Origin of the sequence: Variovorax sp. OV084 (assembly GCF_900111625.1) — a bacterium.
GTDB lineage: Bacteria > Pseudomonadota > Gammaproteobacteria > Burkholderiales > Burkholderiaceae_C > Variovorax.
Window position 1 is genome coordinate 128,794 of sequence record NZ_FOII01000005.1, and the last position, 14,809, is coordinate 143,602.

Annotated in this window: 13 protein-coding genes; all 13 read right to left on the reverse strand. The window is 65.1% G+C overall.

The genetic code is table 11. From position 1 onward, the window contains the following. Nucleotides 1-15: 15 nt before the first annotated feature. The gene (locus tag BMW87_RS15670) at nt 16-1,737 is read right to left on the reverse strand and encodes a methyl-accepting chemotaxis protein (protein ID WP_093077307.1); all 1,722 of its coding nucleotides are present in this window, start codon (nt 1,735-1,737) and stop codon (nt 16-18) included. A 3-nt stretch (nt 1,738-1,740) separates the two neighbouring features. Further along, nucleotides 1,741-3,681, reverse strand: a complete 1,941-nt coding sequence (locus BMW87_RS15675) for a methyl-accepting chemotaxis protein (RefSeq protein WP_305727925.1) — start codon at nt 3,679-3,681, stop codon at nt 1,741-1,743. 78 nt (nt 3,682-3,759) lie between these two features. After that, the gene (locus tag BMW87_RS15680; protein WP_093077311.1) at nt 3,760-5,427 is read right to left on the reverse strand and encodes a methyl-accepting chemotaxis protein; all 1,668 of its coding nucleotides are present in this window, start codon (nt 5,425-5,427) and stop codon (nt 3,760-3,762) included. A 63-nt stretch (nt 5,428-5,490) separates the two neighbouring features. Further along, on the reverse strand, nt 5,491-6,015 hold the full coding sequence (locus BMW87_RS15685) for a chemotaxis protein CheW (protein WP_093057941.1): 525 nt from the start codon (nt 6,013-6,015) through the stop codon (nt 5,491-5,493). Nucleotides 6,016-6,092: 77 nt separating this feature from the next. Next, nucleotides 6,093-7,811: a methyl-accepting chemotaxis protein gene (locus BMW87_RS15690; RefSeq protein WP_093077312.1), complete on the reverse strand. Its 1,719-nt coding sequence runs from the start codon at nt 7,809-7,811 to the stop codon at nt 6,093-6,095. An 18-nt stretch (nt 7,812-7,829) separates the two neighbouring features. Further along, complete coding sequence (locus BMW87_RS15695) at nt 7,830-8,111, reverse strand: hypothetical protein (RefSeq protein WP_093057943.1); 282 nt, start codon at nt 8,109-8,111, stop codon at nt 7,830-7,832. Between the two features lie 7 nt (nt 8,112-8,118). After that, nucleotides 8,119-9,684, reverse strand: a complete 1,566-nt coding sequence (locus tag BMW87_RS15700) for a methyl-accepting chemotaxis protein (RefSeq protein WP_093077314.1) — start codon at nt 9,682-9,684, stop codon at nt 8,119-8,121. Nucleotides 9,685-9,750: 66 nt separating this feature from the next. Next, nucleotides 9,751-10,233 (reverse strand): chemotaxis protein CheW, encoded by a 483-nt coding sequence (locus BMW87_RS15705; RefSeq protein WP_093077315.1) that lies wholly within the window; start codon nt 10,231-10,233, stop codon nt 9,751-9,753. A gap of 34 nt (nt 10,234-10,267) precedes the next feature. Continuing rightward, nucleotides 10,268-11,248: a flagellar assembly peptidoglycan hydrolase FlgJ gene (gene flgJ / locus BMW87_RS15710; protein WP_093057945.1), complete on the reverse strand. Its 981-nt coding sequence runs from the start codon at nt 11,246-11,248 to the stop codon at nt 10,268-10,270. 10 nt (nt 11,249-11,258) lie between these two features. Continuing rightward, nucleotides 11,259-12,350, reverse strand: a complete 1,092-nt coding sequence (locus BMW87_RS15715) for a flagellar basal body P-ring protein FlgI (protein ID WP_093057946.1) — start codon at nt 12,348-12,350, stop codon at nt 11,259-11,261. A gap of 119 nt (nt 12,351-12,469) precedes the next feature. Next, nucleotides 12,470-13,183 carry a flagellar basal body L-ring protein FlgH gene (locus BMW87_RS15720; protein ID WP_371127402.1) on the reverse strand — a complete coding sequence of 238 codons (714 nt, stop codon included), beginning with the start codon at nt 13,181-13,183 and terminating at the stop codon, nt 12,470-12,472. Continuing rightward, nucleotides 13,183-13,965 carry a flagellar basal-body rod protein FlgG gene (flgG, locus tag BMW87_RS15725; protein WP_093077317.1) on the reverse strand — a complete coding sequence of 261 codons (783 nt, stop codon included), beginning with the start codon at nt 13,963-13,965 and terminating at the stop codon, nt 13,183-13,185. The genes BMW87_RS15720 and flgG overlap by 1 nt, the downstream gene beginning before the upstream one ends. A gap of 54 nt (nt 13,966-14,019) precedes the next feature. Continuing rightward, nucleotides 14,020-14,766, reverse strand: coding sequence for a flagellar basal body rod protein FlgF (locus BMW87_RS15730; protein ID WP_093077318.1), 747 nt, complete (start codon nt 14,764-14,766; stop codon nt 14,020-14,022). Nucleotides 14,767-14,809 lie beyond the last annotated feature (43 nt).

Sequence of the window (14,809 nt, forward strand, 5' to 3'; positions counted from 1 at the left end):
TTTCCTCCAGCAGACTCAGAATTCCGTCCAGTCGCCCTTCGCATCCCCAGCTACGGCGAGCTGTGGGGCTGCGGCGGGTTCGCGGCGGGTGGGCAAGGCCTTGGCGGGGCGCTTCGGCTCGGGCTTGACGGGCTTGGCGATCGGGGTGATGCGCGTGAAGCCGGGGCGTGTTGTGGCCGCGGCGTTGGCGTCGAGCTTGAAGATGCTGACGGACTGCACGAGGCTGCCGGCCTGCTCCTGCAGCGATTGAGCGGCTGCCGAAGCCTCTTCAACCAACGCTGCGTTCTGCTGCGTGGCCTGATCCATCTGCGTGATGGCCTGGTTGATCTGTTCGATGCCAGAGGTCTGCTCCTGGCTCGCGGCGGTGATCTCGCCCATGATGTCCGTCACGCGGCGGACACTGCCGACGATTTCGTCCATCGTGCGGCCAGCCTCTGCAACCTGCTTGCTGCCCTCTTCGACCTTTTCGACCGAGTCGCCGATCAGGGTCTTGATTTCCTTGGCGGCGGCAGCCGAGCGCTGAGCGAGGCTGCGCACTTCGGAGGCGACGACAGCAAAGCCACGGCCTTGCTCGCCGGCGCGTGCCGCCTCGACTGCCGCGTTCAGCGCGAGGATGTTGGTCTGGAATGCGATGCCGTCGATCACACCGATGATGTCGACGATCTTCTTGGACGATGCATTGATCGAACCCATGGTGTCGACCACTTGCGAGACAACGCTGCCGCCCTTCACGGCAACTTCAGAGGCAGACACAGCCAGCTGGTTGGCTTGGCGCGCGTTATCCGCGTTCTGCTTGACGGTGCTGGTCAGTTCCTCCATCGAAGCAGCCGTCTGCTCCAACGAGCTTGCCTGCTCTTCCGTGCGCGAAGACAGATCCTGATTCCCCGAAGCAATCTGGCTCGAAGCCGTCGCGATCGTGTCGGTCCCCGTGCGCACTTCGCTGACGATCTTCACGAGGCTGTCGTTCATGCCCTTCAGGGCCTCGAGCAGTTGCCCGGTTTCATCTGTCGTCCGCGCCTCGATGCGGCTGGTCAGGTCGCCCGCTGCCACCGACTGCGCCACCTTCACGGCTTCCGCCAGCGGCCGCGAGACGATACGTGCGATCCACAACGCCAGCCCCAGGCCGAGCGCGATGCTGCCCAGCAGCAGGCCAAACACCCAGAGCCTGGCTCGTCCGTGCACCGCGTCGGCTGTCTGGCTCGCGCGCAGGGCGCCCGCCATGTTCATCTGCGTCAGCTTGTCCAGCGTCGCGTTCATCTCGCGGCTCAAAGTCTGCGACTTGCCGCGAATCAGATTGGCCGTCTGGTCGATGTCCTGCGTATTGGAGATGGCGACGATCTTGTTGTGCTCGAGCGCGTATTGCGCCAGCAACTTCTCGAACACCGGATAGAGCTCGCGCTCCTCGGGCTCCGAGATAAGCGTCGCATATTCGGCGCGCTTCTTCTGCAGCACCGCCCACGACTCGTCCATCGCCTTCTCGTGCGCAGTCATTTCGGTGAACGAACCCAACAAGGCATGCTCCGTCTCCTGCGCGCGGTAGCTCGCCACCAAAGTCTTCAGCTCCAGCAGCGAGCGCGTGGCGGGCAGCCAGTTGGTCGAGAGGTCCTTGGACATCTCGTGAACCTTGCCGAGCTGCATCACCGAAATCACACCGAGGCAGGCCGTCAGCACGAGGACGGCAATGAACGACGCAAGCAGCTTGGTCGCGATCTTGAGGTTGTAGAAAGACTTGATCATTTTTCAGGCCGAGAAGGCCAATACCGTGTGTTGCCGGCCTTCGCCGAGCTTGAAGATGCTGACGGCCTGCACGAGGCTGCCGGCCTGTTCCTGCAGCGACTGGGCTGCGGCCGAGGCTTCCTCGACCAGTGCCGCGTTCTGCTGCGTGACCTGGTCCATCTGCGTGATGGCCTGGTTGATCTGTTCGATGCCTGATGTCTGCTCGTGGCTCGCGGCGCTGATCTCACCGATGATGTCGGTCACCCGCTTCACGCTGCCCACGATCTCTTCCATGGTCCTTCCGGCTTCGCCCACCAGGGCGGTGCCCGCATCGACCTTGCCGACCGAGTCATCGATCAGGCCCTTGATTTCCTTGGCCGCTGCTGCCGAGCGCTGCGCGAGGTTGCGCACTTCGGCAGCCACCACGGCGAAGCCCCTGCCCTGCTCTCCCGCGCGCGCTGCTTCCACCGCGGCGTTGAGCGCCAGGATGTTGGTCTGGAAGGCGATGCCGTCGATCACGCCGGTGATGTCCACGATCTTTTTCGACGAGGCATGGATCGAGGCCATGGTGTCCACCACCTGGCTGACCACATCGCCGCCCTTGAGCGCCACCTCGGAGGCCGACAGCGCCAGCTGGTTGGCCTGCCGCGCGTTGTCTGCGTTCTGCTTGACGGTGCTGGTGAGCTCTTCCATCGATGCAGCGGTCTGCTGCAGCGAGCTCGCCTGTTCCTCCGTGCGCGTCGAGAGATCCTGGTTGCCCGCCGAGATCTGGCCCGAGGCGGTGGCGATGGCATCGGTGCCCTCGCGCACGCCGCCCACAACGCCGGCCAGGCCCTCGCGCATGCTTTCCACGGCGCGGGTGATCACGCCCATCTCGTCACGGCGGGCCGAGTCCAATCGCTGCGACAGGTCGCCCTGGCCGAGAGCCTGCACATGCTCGCTCAGCACGCTCAGTGGCCGCACGGTGCGGCGGATGAAGACGATCAGCGCCGCCCCCAACACGAGGGCCGCCAGCGCAATGCAGGCGCCGATCCAGGCCATCTGACGATAGAGCCCGGCGAGCACCTCCGAAGCGGGAAGCTCGGCCACCACCAGCCAGCCCGTCGCTTCGCTCCTGGCCACCGAGGCATAGCGCCGCTGCCCGTTCGCTGCGGATGCAAGCACCGCCCGCGCGTCGTCGATCCACATGGCGTCAGGCGCCGCGACCCGCGACAGCCAGGCGGTCGACTCGTCACCAGGCAGAAGCTCGCTCAGCTTCTTGCCCGCCGCCGTCGGATGAAAGACCAGCGTCGCCGCATCGGCACCGCCGCTGGGGTTGACGATGTAGAGCCCGCCGGTCTCGAAGATCCGCGTCTTGCCCACGGCTTCGCCGAAGGAAGCCTGCTGTTGGGAAATGTCCAGCCCGATGTAGAGCACCGCGACGACGCGGCCGGCCGCATCGCGCACCGGCTCGTAGACCGTCATGTAGGGGCGCCCGAACAGCATGACGCGCCCCACGAAGCGCTTGCCCTCGCGCAGCACCGGATAGGCGCCGCTCTTGCGATCGAGCAGCGTGCCGACGGCGCGTTCGCCGCTTTCCTTCTTCACCGAGGTGGTGACGCGGCGGAAATCTTCGCCTTGCGCTACGAACACCGTGGCATTGGCGCCGGGGAAATCGCGCGCGAAGGCATCCACCTCCGCGATGCGCTTGGCGTCGATGGGCGTGCCGTCACTGCTCAGCGCTCCCTGCGCGGCTCCGTCGAGAACGAAGCTGGACGCGAACTGGCGGCGGAAGACGCCGAAGGCGTTCTCCGCCGTGAGGCGCATGGTCTGGTCGAAGATGTCCAGCGAGCGGGCGATGGCTTCCGCCTTGGCATTGGCATACTGCGCGGCACTGCGCTGCTGCTGCGAGGAAGCCAGCGCGTAGAAGACTGCCAGCACCAGCGTCACCACCAGGAGCATGCCTGCGACGGCGCCGAGGGTCATGGTGCGAGCCAGGGAGACGAAGGCGGGATCGCGCCTCGCGGGGTTCGCGGTTTTCATAACTACAGAAAGCCCTATGGTTCAGAACTCGCGCCAGTCACCGGCACCGGCCACCGCAAGCTGCGGTGTCGTGGGCAAGGGCGACCCGACGCGCTTGGCCGGCTGAGTTCTGGCCTGCGCGCGAGGCGCGGCTTGGCGGCCTTCGTCGAGCTTGAAGATGCTGACGGCCTGCACAAGGGCGCCGGCCTGCTCCTGCAGCGATTGAGCGGCTGCCGAAGCCTCTTCGACCAGCGCGGCGTTCTGCTGCGTGACCTGGTCCATCTGCGTGATGGCCTGGTTGATCTGTTCGATGCCCGACGTTTGTTCCTGGCTGGCAGCGGTGATCTCACCCATGATGTCGGTCACGCGCTTCACGCTGCCGACGATCTCGTCCATCGTGCGGCCAGCTTCTTCCACCTGCTTGCTGCCCTCTTCGACCTTTTCTACCGAGTCGCCGATGAGAGTCTTGATCTCCTTGGCTGCTGCAGCGGAACGTTGAGCCAGGCTGCGAACTTCTGAAGCCACTACGGCAAAGCCTCGGCCTTGCTCACCTGCGCGGGCAGCTTCGACCGCTGCATTCAGCGCCAGGATGTTGGTCTGGAAAGCAATGCCGTCGATCACGCCGATGATGTCGACGATCTTCTTGGACGATGCATTGATCGAGCCCATCGTGTCCACCACTTGGGAGACGACGCTGCCGCCCTTCACCGCAACTTCAGAGGCAGACACAGCCAGCTGGTTGGCCTGCCGCGCGTTGTCGGCGTTCTGCTTGACGGTGCTGGTCAGCTCTTCCATCGAAGCAGCGGTTTGCTCCAGCGAACTCGCCTGCTCTTCGGTACGCGAAGACAGATCCTGATTGCCCGAAGCAATCTGCCCCGAAGCAGTAGCGATCGTTTCCGTGCCCGTACGCACTTCGCCCACCACCTTCGCCAGGTTGGCGTTCATGTTCTTCAGCGCCTGCATCAGCTGCCCTGCTTCGTCGCGGCTTTCCACTTCGATGTGCATGCTCAGGTCTCCGGCAGCGACCGTCTCGGCCACCTGCACGGCTTGCGCCAGCGGGCGCACGATGCTGCGCGAGATGAAGAACGCGAAGATGCCGCCGCTGACCACCGTCAGCACCGTCAGCAGCAGTTGCAGGTTGAAGCTGCGCGTGTTCGCCGCGTCGATGGCCTGGCTCATGTCGTCGATGGCCTGGCGCTCCATCGACAGCAGGTCGAGCACGCGGGTTTCATAGGCCTTGGCGGCCGGCTGGAACGACTCCTTGAAGGCGCGCGCGGTGTCCACCGCATTGCCGCTGGCCTTGGCCTTTCCTACGTCGTCCTTGGCGGTCTGGTACTTCGCGCGCAAATCGAGAATGGACTTCAGGACGGCCTTCTCCTCCTCCGTCACCAGCAGTTTCTCGACCTTGGCAATGGTCTCGCTGCCCTTCTTCACGCTGTCGGAGATCACGTCGGCAAAAACGACCGGCAGGGTCTCGTCGGTCGTGCGCGCAATCATCGAGGTGCGGGCGATGGCCGAGTAGGTAAGCACGTACCAGTCGGAGATGAGCCGCTCCTTCGCGAGCGGGCTCTGCATCATGACCCGGGTGGCTTCCGCGTTGTTGCGCGAGGAAACCAGGGCGATCGCGGTCGAGATCACGGTCAGGCCCAGCACGATGGCGAAAGCCACGGCCAGCCGGTTGCCGATGCGGAGGTTCGAGAGAAATTTCATGGTGCAGGCCTTGAAAGGTGAAGATGTGGAGCCGAGCCTGGCCATGCGGCCATGGCACCGGTGTCAGGCAGTGGCGGCGGCTTCGACGAGCCCCATTTCTTCGCTGGACATCAGCCGGTCGATGTCCACCAGGATCAGCATCCGCTCTTCCAGCGTGCCCAGCCCGATCAGGTAGTCGGCGTCCAGCACCGAGCCCATCTCCGGCGCAGGCTTGATCTGATCGCCCGTCAGCGTGATCACGTCCGACACGCTGTCCACCACCATGCCCACCACGCGCCCTGCGATGTTCAGCACGATCACCACCGTGAACTGGTCGTACGTCGGGTCGCCCAGCTTGAACTTGATGCGCATGTCGATGATCGGAACGATGATCCCGCGCAGGTTCACCACTCCCTTGATGTACTCCGGTGCATTTGCAATGCGCGTCACCGCGTCGTAGCCGCGCAGCTCCTGCACCTTCTGGATGTCTATGCCGTATTCCTCTTCGCCCAGCTTGAAGGTCACGACCTCCAGGCGGTTCACGCCGGTGGACGCTGGCGAAGCCGAGGCGGCTTTCTGCAGTGGATCTCTTGCCTTGTTCAGACTCATTGCTCTTTTCCTTCGATAACAGGGAACGGGTTCATCCTGTTATCGGCATCGGATCGCTGAACTTGAGTCCTTTTTTCTCAAAACTCGGTCCAGTCGCCCTTGGCGTTGCCGGCCATGGCGAGTTGCGGAGCGCCAGAAGGCTCGCGTCGGGTGGGCAAGGCCTTGGCGGGGCGCTTCGGTGCCGGCTTGGCGGGCTTCGGGATTGGGGTGATTCGCGTGAAGCTGGGCCGCGTGGTGGCGACGGCGTTGACGTCGAGCTTGAAGACGCTCACAGCGCGCACGAGGCTGCTGGCTTGTTCCTGCAGCGACTGGGCTGCGGCCGAAGCTTCTTCAACCAGCGCAGCGTTCTGCTGCGTGACCTGGTCCATCTGCGTGATGGCCTGGTTGATCTGCTCGATGCCGGAGGTTTGTTCCTGACTTGCGGCAGTGATCTCGCCCATGATGTCCGTCACGCGCTTCACGCTGCCGACGATTTCGTCCATCGTGCGGCCGGCTTCTGCAACCTGCTTGCTGCCTTCTTCGACCTTCTCGACCGAGTCGCCGATGAGCGTCTTGATTTCCTTGGCGGCGGCTGCCGAGCGCTGCGCGAGGCTGCGAACTTCTGAAGCCACCACCGCAAAGCCCCTGCCTTGCTCGCCCGCGCGGGCAGCTTCGACCGCGGCGTTGAGCGCGAGGATGTTCGTCTGGAACGCAATGCCGTCGATCACGCCGATGATGTCGACGATCTTTTTCGACGACGTATTGATCGAGCCCATGGTATCGACCACTTGCGAGACGACACTGCCGCCCTTCACAGCCACTTCCGAAGCCGAGACCGCAAGCTGGTTCGCCTGACGAGCGTTGTCCGCGTTCTGCTTCACGGTCGAGGTCAGCTCTTCCATCGAAGCAGCCGTCTGCTCCAGCGAACTCGCCTGCTCTTCAGTGCGCGAAGACAAGTCCTGATTGCCCGAGGCTATCTGGTTCGAAGCCGTCGCAATCGTCTCGGTGCCCGTGCGCACTTCACTGACGATCTTCACCAGGCTCTCGTTCATCTCCTTGAGCGCGAGCATCAGCCGGCCGGTCTCGTCCTTCGACTGCACCTCGATGCGCGAGCTGATGTCGCCCGCCGCCACCTTCTCGGCCACCTGCACGGCCTCGCCGATGGGCCGGGTGATCGAGCGCGTGATGAGCCATGCAATGGCCGCACCAGCCAGGACCGCGAGGGCGCCCAGTGCCAGCATCAGGTTGCGCGACCATACGTAGCCGGCGTGGGCCTCTTCCTCGGCCTCCTGCGACAGCTTGCCCTGGCGTTGGCTCATGGCGTCGAGCTCCTCGAGCAGCGCCCGCGTGGCCGGCTGGAACTTCGAGATGAAGATTGCGGTTGCCTCGTCGTTCCTGTTCTGCAACGCGAATTCGGACAGTTGAGCACTCAGCGGCACGAGCACGGCCACCTTCTCGTCGATGCGCGCGAGCAGCGCCTTGCCATCGGAAGTGGCCAGCAGCTTCGCCAGCACGGCGCGGTTTTCGGTGAAGCGGTCGCGCGCGGCGGTAACCTTCTTCGACTCTTCGCGCATGGCGTCGGTGTCGGTCAGCAGGATCAGGTTGCCATCGAGGATGGCGATGTCGCGGACCGCGTCCAGCATCTTGTTGACCGAGGCCACCTTGACGTTGTTGCCGTTGACGATGCCGTCCAGCCGCAACTGGATATTCGACATCGCGCTGAGGCCGAGGCCGGCAATGCCGGCCAGCAGCAGGAGCACGGTGGCAAAGCCCGCGCCGAGACGGGTACCGATCTTGAGATTGATGAATGAGTTCATGGGGTGGAGAGCTTGTTTTCAGGAATCCTGGGCATTGACGTGCTGGAAAACCCTGTCGAGCCGGTCGGAGACCTTCGCGGCGTCGTGGGTCGAACGGGTGACCGAACTCGTGACGAGCCACGCGACGACACCGGCGGTGAGCAATGCAGCCACGCCCAATGCACACACCGTCAGGCGCGCCCATTCGTAGCCGGCGCCGGCCTTGAAGCCGAGGCTCAGCGCGACGGCCAGCAAGAGCAACAGAATGGCGAAGCCCACGCCGAGGCGCAGGGCAAGCCTGGGGCTGAGACGTGTGCGCATGGGTGCTTCAGACCATCTCTACTTCTTCGACGTCGGCGTCGAGCTTGAAGGTGCTGACGGCGCGCACGAGGTTGTCGGCCTGCTCCTGCAGCGACTGGGCAGCGGCCGAGGCTTCTTCGACCAGCGCGGCGTTCTGCTGCGTGACCTGGTCCATCTGCGTGATGGCCTGGTTGATCTGCTCGATGCCCGACGTTTGCTCCTGGCTCGCGGCGGTGATCTCGCCCATGATGTCGGTCACGCGGCGCACGCTGCCCACGATTTCCTGCATCGTGCGGCCGGCTTCACCAACCTGCTTGCTGCCGGCCTCGACTTTTTCGACCGAGTCGCCAATGAGCGTCTTGATTTCCTTGGCCGCCGCTGCCGAGCGCTGCGCCAGGTTGCGCACTTCCGACGCGACAACGGCAAAGCCCTTGCCCTGCTCGCCGGCGCGTGCGGCTTCGACCGCCGCGTTCAGCGCCAGGATGTTGGTCTGGAACGCGATGCCGTCGATCACGCCGATGATGTCGACGATCTTTTTCGACGATGCATTGATCGAGCTCATGGTGTCGACCACTTGCGAGACAACGCTGCCGCCCTTCACCGCGACCTCGGAGGCCGAGACGGCCAACTGGTTCGCCTGACGTGCGTTGTCCGCGTTCTGCTTCACCGTCGAAGTCAGCTCTTCCATCGAAGCTGCCGTCTGCTCCAGCGAGCTGGCCTGCTGCTCGGTGCGCGAAGACAAGTCCTGGTTGCCGGCCGCAATCTGCCGCGAGGCCACCGCGATCGAATCGGTCGAAGCCTTGATGCGCGTCACCAGATCGGTGAGCGTGTCTTCCATCTCGCCCATGCCGCGCAGCAGCCGGCCGAAGTCGCCTCCGCGCTCGGTCTCGAATTCCTGGCTCAGGTCGCCCGAGGCCACGGTCTCGGCGATCAGCAGTGCCTCGGCGATGGGCTGCACGATGCTGCGCGTCAGCAGCCATGCGATCACCGATCCGGCAACGACCGCGAAAGCAGCCAGCCCGACGAGCCAGGCCCGGCCCGACCGGTACTGCGCGCCGATGCCGGCAGCGGTCCTGTCGATCTCCTTCTGCTGATGGCCCACCATGGCGCGGATGCTCGCGTCGTAGCCGTCGAGCGCGGGCAGCAGTTGCGTGTCGGTCAACTTCGTGGCCTCTTCCTTGCGGCCGTCGGCCTTGAGCTTGAGGATCTGGTTGCGCAGCTCGACGTATTCGCCGCGCTTCTTCTTGATGTCGGCGCTCAGCGCCAACTCTTCTGGCGACGCCAGCATGGCCTCGAGCTTCTTCTGCGTTTCGGTGATGACAGCGCTGGTGGCCGTGATGTTCTTCTGCAGATACTCCTGCACGGCCACGTCGTCGCTCTTGAGCAGGGAGAAGGTGCGCACGCTGTTGGTGTTGGTGCCCAGCTGCCAGGCGGCCGCCAGCCGTTCCTTTGTCAGCGACTGTCCGGCCATGGCCTCCGTCGCGTCGCCCACGCCCTGCAGGCGCAGCACGCCGATGGCCGCGGTGATCACCACCAGCGCCAGCACCAGTGCAAAGCCGGCACCCAGGCGCCGTCCGATCTTCCAGTCTTTCATGTGCGTCTCCTCGCGGAACCTCTGTGTGTCGTTGTTCTGATTGGCGTTGGCGTGCGCGCCCGGCCTTCAGGCGGCGATCTTCTCGACGAGGCCCATCTCGTCGCTGGACATCAAGCGGTCGATGTCCACCAGGATCAGCATCCGCTCTTCCAGCGTGCCCAGCCCGATCAGGTAGTCGGCGTCCAGCACCGAGCCCATCTCCGGCGCCGGCTTGATCTGCTCGCCCGTCAGCGTGATCACGTCCGACACGCTGTCCACCACCATGCCCACCACGCGCCCTGCGATGTTCAGCACGATCACCACCGTGAACTGGTCGTACGTCGGGTCGCCCAGCTTGAACTTGATGCGCATATCGATGATCGGAACGATGATCCCGCGCAGGTTCACCACTCCCTTGATGTACTCCGGTGCATTGGCAATACGCGTCACCGCGTCGTAGCCGCGCAGCTCCTGCACCTTCTGGATGTCTATGCCGTATTCCTCTTCGCCCAGCTTGAAGGTCACGACCTCCAGGCGGCTGCCTGCTGCGGTTTCTTGGGTCTTTGCCATGGGGTTTCCTTGATGTGGTGTGCGCGAGCGCGGCTCACCCGAATTTCTGCATGATGCGAACGAGCTTCTCGCCGTAGCGCGGATCGGTGGCGTAGCCCGCGCGCTGCAGGCCGTGCGCGGCCTCGGTCGGGTCGTCGGTGGCCAGCACGTTCGCGTAGCGCGGGTTGCGGGTGATGAAGCGCGCGTAGTCGGTGAAGGCTTCTTCGTACGAGGCGTAGGCGCGAAACTTGGCGCGCACCTTCTGCGGCTCGCCGTCGACGTATTCGGTGGTGGTGGTTTCGACCGTTGCGCCCTTCCAGCTGCGGTCGGCCTTGATGCCGAACAGGTTGAAGCTCTGCGTGCCGTCGTCGGCGCGAATCTCCCGCTTGCCCCAGCCGGACTCGAGCGCAGCCTGCGCAAGGATCAGCGGCGCGGGCACGCCGCTGGCCGTGCTCGCGGCCTGCGCAGACGCACCCATGCGGCCCACGAAATCATCGACCTGCCCTTGCAGCGAGGCATTCGCACTACCAGCACCGGGTGCGCGGCGCTCGCTGTTGAATTGATAGACGCTCAGGTCGGCCCCCACGCGGGCGGTCGGTGCCGAGCCAATGGGAATGCCCGCGCGCGGGCCGTACGGCAAGCCGCCGCGTGGTTCGAGCGACATGGGCTTGGTGCCGATTTCGGCGTCGGCATCCGCATCGGGCGGACCCGACGGCATGCTGCGCCGCAGCTGCGCGAGCATGGCCTCGGCCAACCCCACGCCGCGCCCCGAAAGGTTCTGCGTGAGCTGCTGGTCGAACATCGAGAGGTACACCTTCTGGTCCTGGCTCTCGAACAGCCCGCTGGAGGGCGTTGCCTCGCGCATGCTCTTGAGCACCATGTTCATGAACAGCGCCTCGAACTGCCGCGAGACCTGCTGCAGGCCTTCTTCCGGCGAAGTGCGCACGGTGCGCCGCAGGGCATCGACGCCCTGCACGTCGAGCGCGAAGCGCTGGTCGAGCGCGCCGCTGCGGTCGGTAGTGGCCGGTAGCGTCATCGCATCGACCTCAGATGATTTCCAGCTCGGCGCTCAGTGCGCCGGCCGACTTCATGGCCTGGAGGATGGACACCAGGTCCTGCGGATTCGCGCCCAGGCTGTTGAGGCCCTTGACCACGTCCGACAACGACGCGCCACCGCGCACCATCTGGATCGCGCCGCCGCCCTGGTTCACCGAGATCTGCGATGTCTGCGCCACCACCGTGCTGCCGCCCGAAAGCGCCCCCGGCTGGCTGATGACAGGTTCGGTGTTGATGACCACCGACAGGTTGCCGTGCGCAACGGCGCAGTCCTTCACGCGAACGGCCTGGTTCATCACCACCGACCCGGTGCGCGCATTGACCACCACCCGCGCCCCGGCCTGCGTGGGCGTCACTTCAATATCTTCGAGCCGCGCGAGAAAACCCACGCGCTGCTGCGGCTCCGGCGCACGCACGCGAATCGAACGCGCATCGACCGCCTCGGCCGTGCCCGAACCGAACTGCCGGTTGATTGCATCGACCGCGCGCTGCGTGGTGCCGAAGTCCGACCGGTTGAGCTCGATCGAGAACGTGCCTTCAGCACCAACAGGCGCTTCCACAGTGCGCTCCACCAGCGCGCCTGCCGGAATGCGACCCGAGCTCAGCTGGTTGACCTGCACCTTGCTCCCGTTGGCCGCGGCACCCGCGCCGCCGACCACCATGTTCCCTTGCGCCACCGCATAGGTCGCCCCATCGACGCCCTTCAGCGGCGTCATCAGCAGCGTGCCCCCGCGCAAGCTCTTCGCATTGCCCATCGAAGACACAGTCACGTCGATGTTCTGCCCCGGCCGCGCGAACGAAGGCAGCGTAGCCGTCACCATCACCGCCGCCACGTTCTTCAGCTGCATGTTCACGCCCTGCGGAATCGTGATGCCCAGCTGCTGCAGCATGTTGTTCAGGCTCTGCGTGGTGAACGGCGTCTGCATAGTCTGGTCGCCGGTGCCGTCCAGACCCACCATCAGCCCGTACCCGATCAACGGGTTGTCCCGCACCCCCTGAATGCTGGCGAGCTCCTTGAGCCGCTCCGCATGCACAGGCGCAAAAAACAAAGCACCAAACACGGCCAACGCCGCGATGCGCAAGCGAGCCGAAAAATTCGTGGAATGCCGCGGAACCGGCTCTGCCGGGCCGCAGGCGTTGCCCCCTGCAAGGGGGGGGGAGTAGCGACACGAAGTGCGCGAAGCCTGGGGGTAAGTCATTTTTAAAATGGCATGACGTTGAGGAAGATGCGCTGCATCCATCCCATGGTCTGCGCCTCGTCGATGTAGCCCTTAGCCGAGTACTCGATGCGCGCATCGGCCACCAGCGTCGAAGGCACGGTGTTGTTGCCCGACACGGTGCGCGGGTTCACCACGCCCGAGAAGCGGATGTACTCGGTGCCCTGGTTGATGCCCATCTGCTTCTCGCCACTCACCAGCAGGTTGCCGTTGCCCATCACGTCCGTCACCGTGACCGTGATCACACCGTTGAAGGTGTTGTTGGCGTTGGCCCCGCCCTTGGCGTCGAGCTTGTTGGTGCCCGAGAGATTCGTGCCCTGCCCGTCGAGCAGGCCGCCGATGAGCTTGGGAATGGCGGAGAACACGCCCGTCGTGCTGCCCGTGCGGCTGGCGTTGGCGCCGGAATTCTTGGTGGCGTTGACCTTCTCGCTGATGACGATGGTCAGGATGTCGCCGACGTTGCGCGGGCGGCGGTCTTCGAACAGCGCATTGGCGCCAGGGCCATCCTGGAAGATCGCGCCGGGCGCGCGGCGCGGCTGCATTGCCGCGTAGTTGTCGGCGCGCGCCGTCATCGGCTGATGCACCAGCGGCTCGCGCGGAATCTGCGCGCAGCCCGTGGCCAGCACCGCGGCGGCAAGAAGCAGCAGCGCTCTCGCGGCCGCGCCACTCCCACGAAGAAGACGCACACCCCGCAACATCACAGCTGGGCCAGGCGCTGCAGCATCTGGTCCGAAGTCTGGACCGCCTTGCTGTTGATTTCGTACGAACGCTGCGTCGCAATCATGTTGACCAGCTCTTCCACCACGTTCACGTTCGAGGCTTCGACGTAGCCCTGGCTCAGCACGCCAGCGCCGTCGATGCCGGGGTTCACCTGGTTGGGCGCACCGGAAGCGTCGGTTTCGGCATACAGGTTCTCGCCCTTGCTCTGCAGGCCCGTCGGGTTCACGAAAGTCGCAAGCTGAAGCTGGCCGACCTGCACGGTGTTCGTGCTGCCCGCCTGCACCACCGAGACGATGCCGTCGCGGCCCACCGTGATGCTGGTGGCGTTGGCCGGAATGGTGATGGCCGGCTGCACGGGAAAGCCGCTGGCCGTAACGAGCTGGCCGTCGCGGTCGGTCTGGAACGAGCCGTCGCGCGTGTACGAGGTGGTGCCGTCGGGCATCAGCACCTGGAAGAAGCCGCTGCCGTTGATGGCCACGTCGGTGGGCTTGTCGGTCTTGGTGAGGTTGCCTTGCGAGTGGATGCGCTCGGTGGCAACCACGTGCACGCCGGTGCCGACCTGCAGGCCCGAAGGCAGGCGGGTCTGGTCCGACGACTGGCCACCGACCTGGCGCAGGTTCTGGTAGACCAGGTCTTCGAACACGGCGCGGCTGCGCTTGAAGCCGGTGGTGCCGACGTTGGCGAGGTTGTTCGAAACCACGTCGAGCTGCGTCTGCTGCGCGTCGAGGCCGGTCTTGGCGATGTAGAGGGAGCGAATCATTTTTTGAAGAATCCTGCGGGTGTGTTGCGGGGCGGGCTGCTACGGATCAGCGGATCAGCCGTAGGCCAGCAGCTTGTTGGCGGCCTGCGCGTTGGTGTCGGCGGTCTGCAGCGACTTCATCTGCATCTCGAAGCTGCGCGCGTTCGCGATCATTGCCACCATGGCCTCGACCGGGTTGACGTTGCTGCCCTCGACCACGCCGGTGACCAGCGTGACGGCCTCGTCAGCCTCGGCGGGCGGCTGGCCGGCGCGCATGCGGAACAGGCCGTCGTCGCCGCGTTCGAGATCGGCGACCGGCGGGTTGACCAACTTGAGGCGGCCGACTTCGGCAATGCCCGTGAGCGTGGTCGAAGATGCGTCGCGCGAACCCACCAGCCCGTTGGTGGCAATGCTCACGCTGGAGCCGGGCGGAACGGTCAGCGCGCCGTTGTCGCCCACCACCGGGCGCCCGCCCATGGTGGTGAGCTGGCCGTCGGCGCTGATCTGCAGGTTGCCCACGCGGGTGTAGGCCTCGCCGCCATCGGCCGTCTGCACCACCAGCCAGCCCTCGCCGCTCACGGCCACGTCGAGCTCGCGGCCGGTTGCGGTCAGCGGGCCGTGGGTGAAGTCGGCGCCGGGCGTGGTGGCCGCCACGAAGGCGCGCGTGGGCGCCTCCTGGCCGACCACGGGCACCGCGCGGAAGTTGGCAATCTGCGCGCGGAAGCCCGGCGTAGAAACGTTCGCCATGTTGTTGGCAACCGAGGCCTGCTGTTCCATGACCTGCTTGGCGCCGCTCATGGCGACATACAACATTCGATCCACTGGGTGCTCCTGGTGTCAGTCGTTCTGCGTTGCTGTTGCCGCG

Coding starts and splice junctions, on each gene's coding strand:
- flgJ (WP_093057945.1), bottom strand. CDS start 11,248: ATGACGCTACCGGCCACTACCGACCGCAGCGGCGCGCTCGACCAGCGC.
- BMW87_RS15695 (WP_093057943.1), bottom strand. CDS start 8,111: ATGCGCACACGTCTCAGCCCCAGGCTTGCCCTGCGCCTCGGCGTGGGC.
- BMW87_RS15685 (WP_093057941.1), bottom strand. CDS start 6,015: ATGAGTCTGAACAAGGCAAGAGATCCACTGCAGAAAGCCGCCTCGGCT.
- BMW87_RS15680 (WP_093077311.1), bottom strand. CDS start 5,427: ATGAAATTTCTCTCGAACCTCCGCATCGGCAACCGGCTGGCCGTGGCT.
- flgG (WP_093077317.1), bottom strand. CDS start 13,965: ATGATTCGCTCCCTCTACATCGCCAAGACCGGCCTCGACGCGCAGCAG.
- BMW87_RS15670 (WP_093077307.1), bottom strand. CDS start 1,737: ATGATCAAGTCTTTCTACAACCTCAAGATCGCGACCAAGCTGCTTGCG.
- BMW87_RS15700 (WP_093077314.1), bottom strand. CDS start 9,684: ATGAAAGACTGGAAGATCGGACGGCGCCTGGGTGCCGGCTTTGCACTG.
- BMW87_RS15720 (WP_371127402.1), bottom strand. CDS start 13,183: ATGTTGCGGGGTGTGCGTCTTCTTCGTGGGAGTGGCGCGGCCGCGAGA.
- BMW87_RS15675 (WP_305727925.1), bottom strand. CDS start 3,681: ATGACCCTCGGCGCCGTCGCAGGCATGCTCCTGGTGGTGACGCTGGTG.
- BMW87_RS15705 (WP_093077315.1), bottom strand. CDS start 10,233: ATGGCAAAGACCCAAGAAACCGCAGCAGGCAGCCGCCTGGAGGTCGTG.
- BMW87_RS15690 (WP_093077312.1), bottom strand. CDS start 7,811: ATGAACTCATTCATCAATCTCAAGATCGGTACCCGTCTCGGCGCGGGC.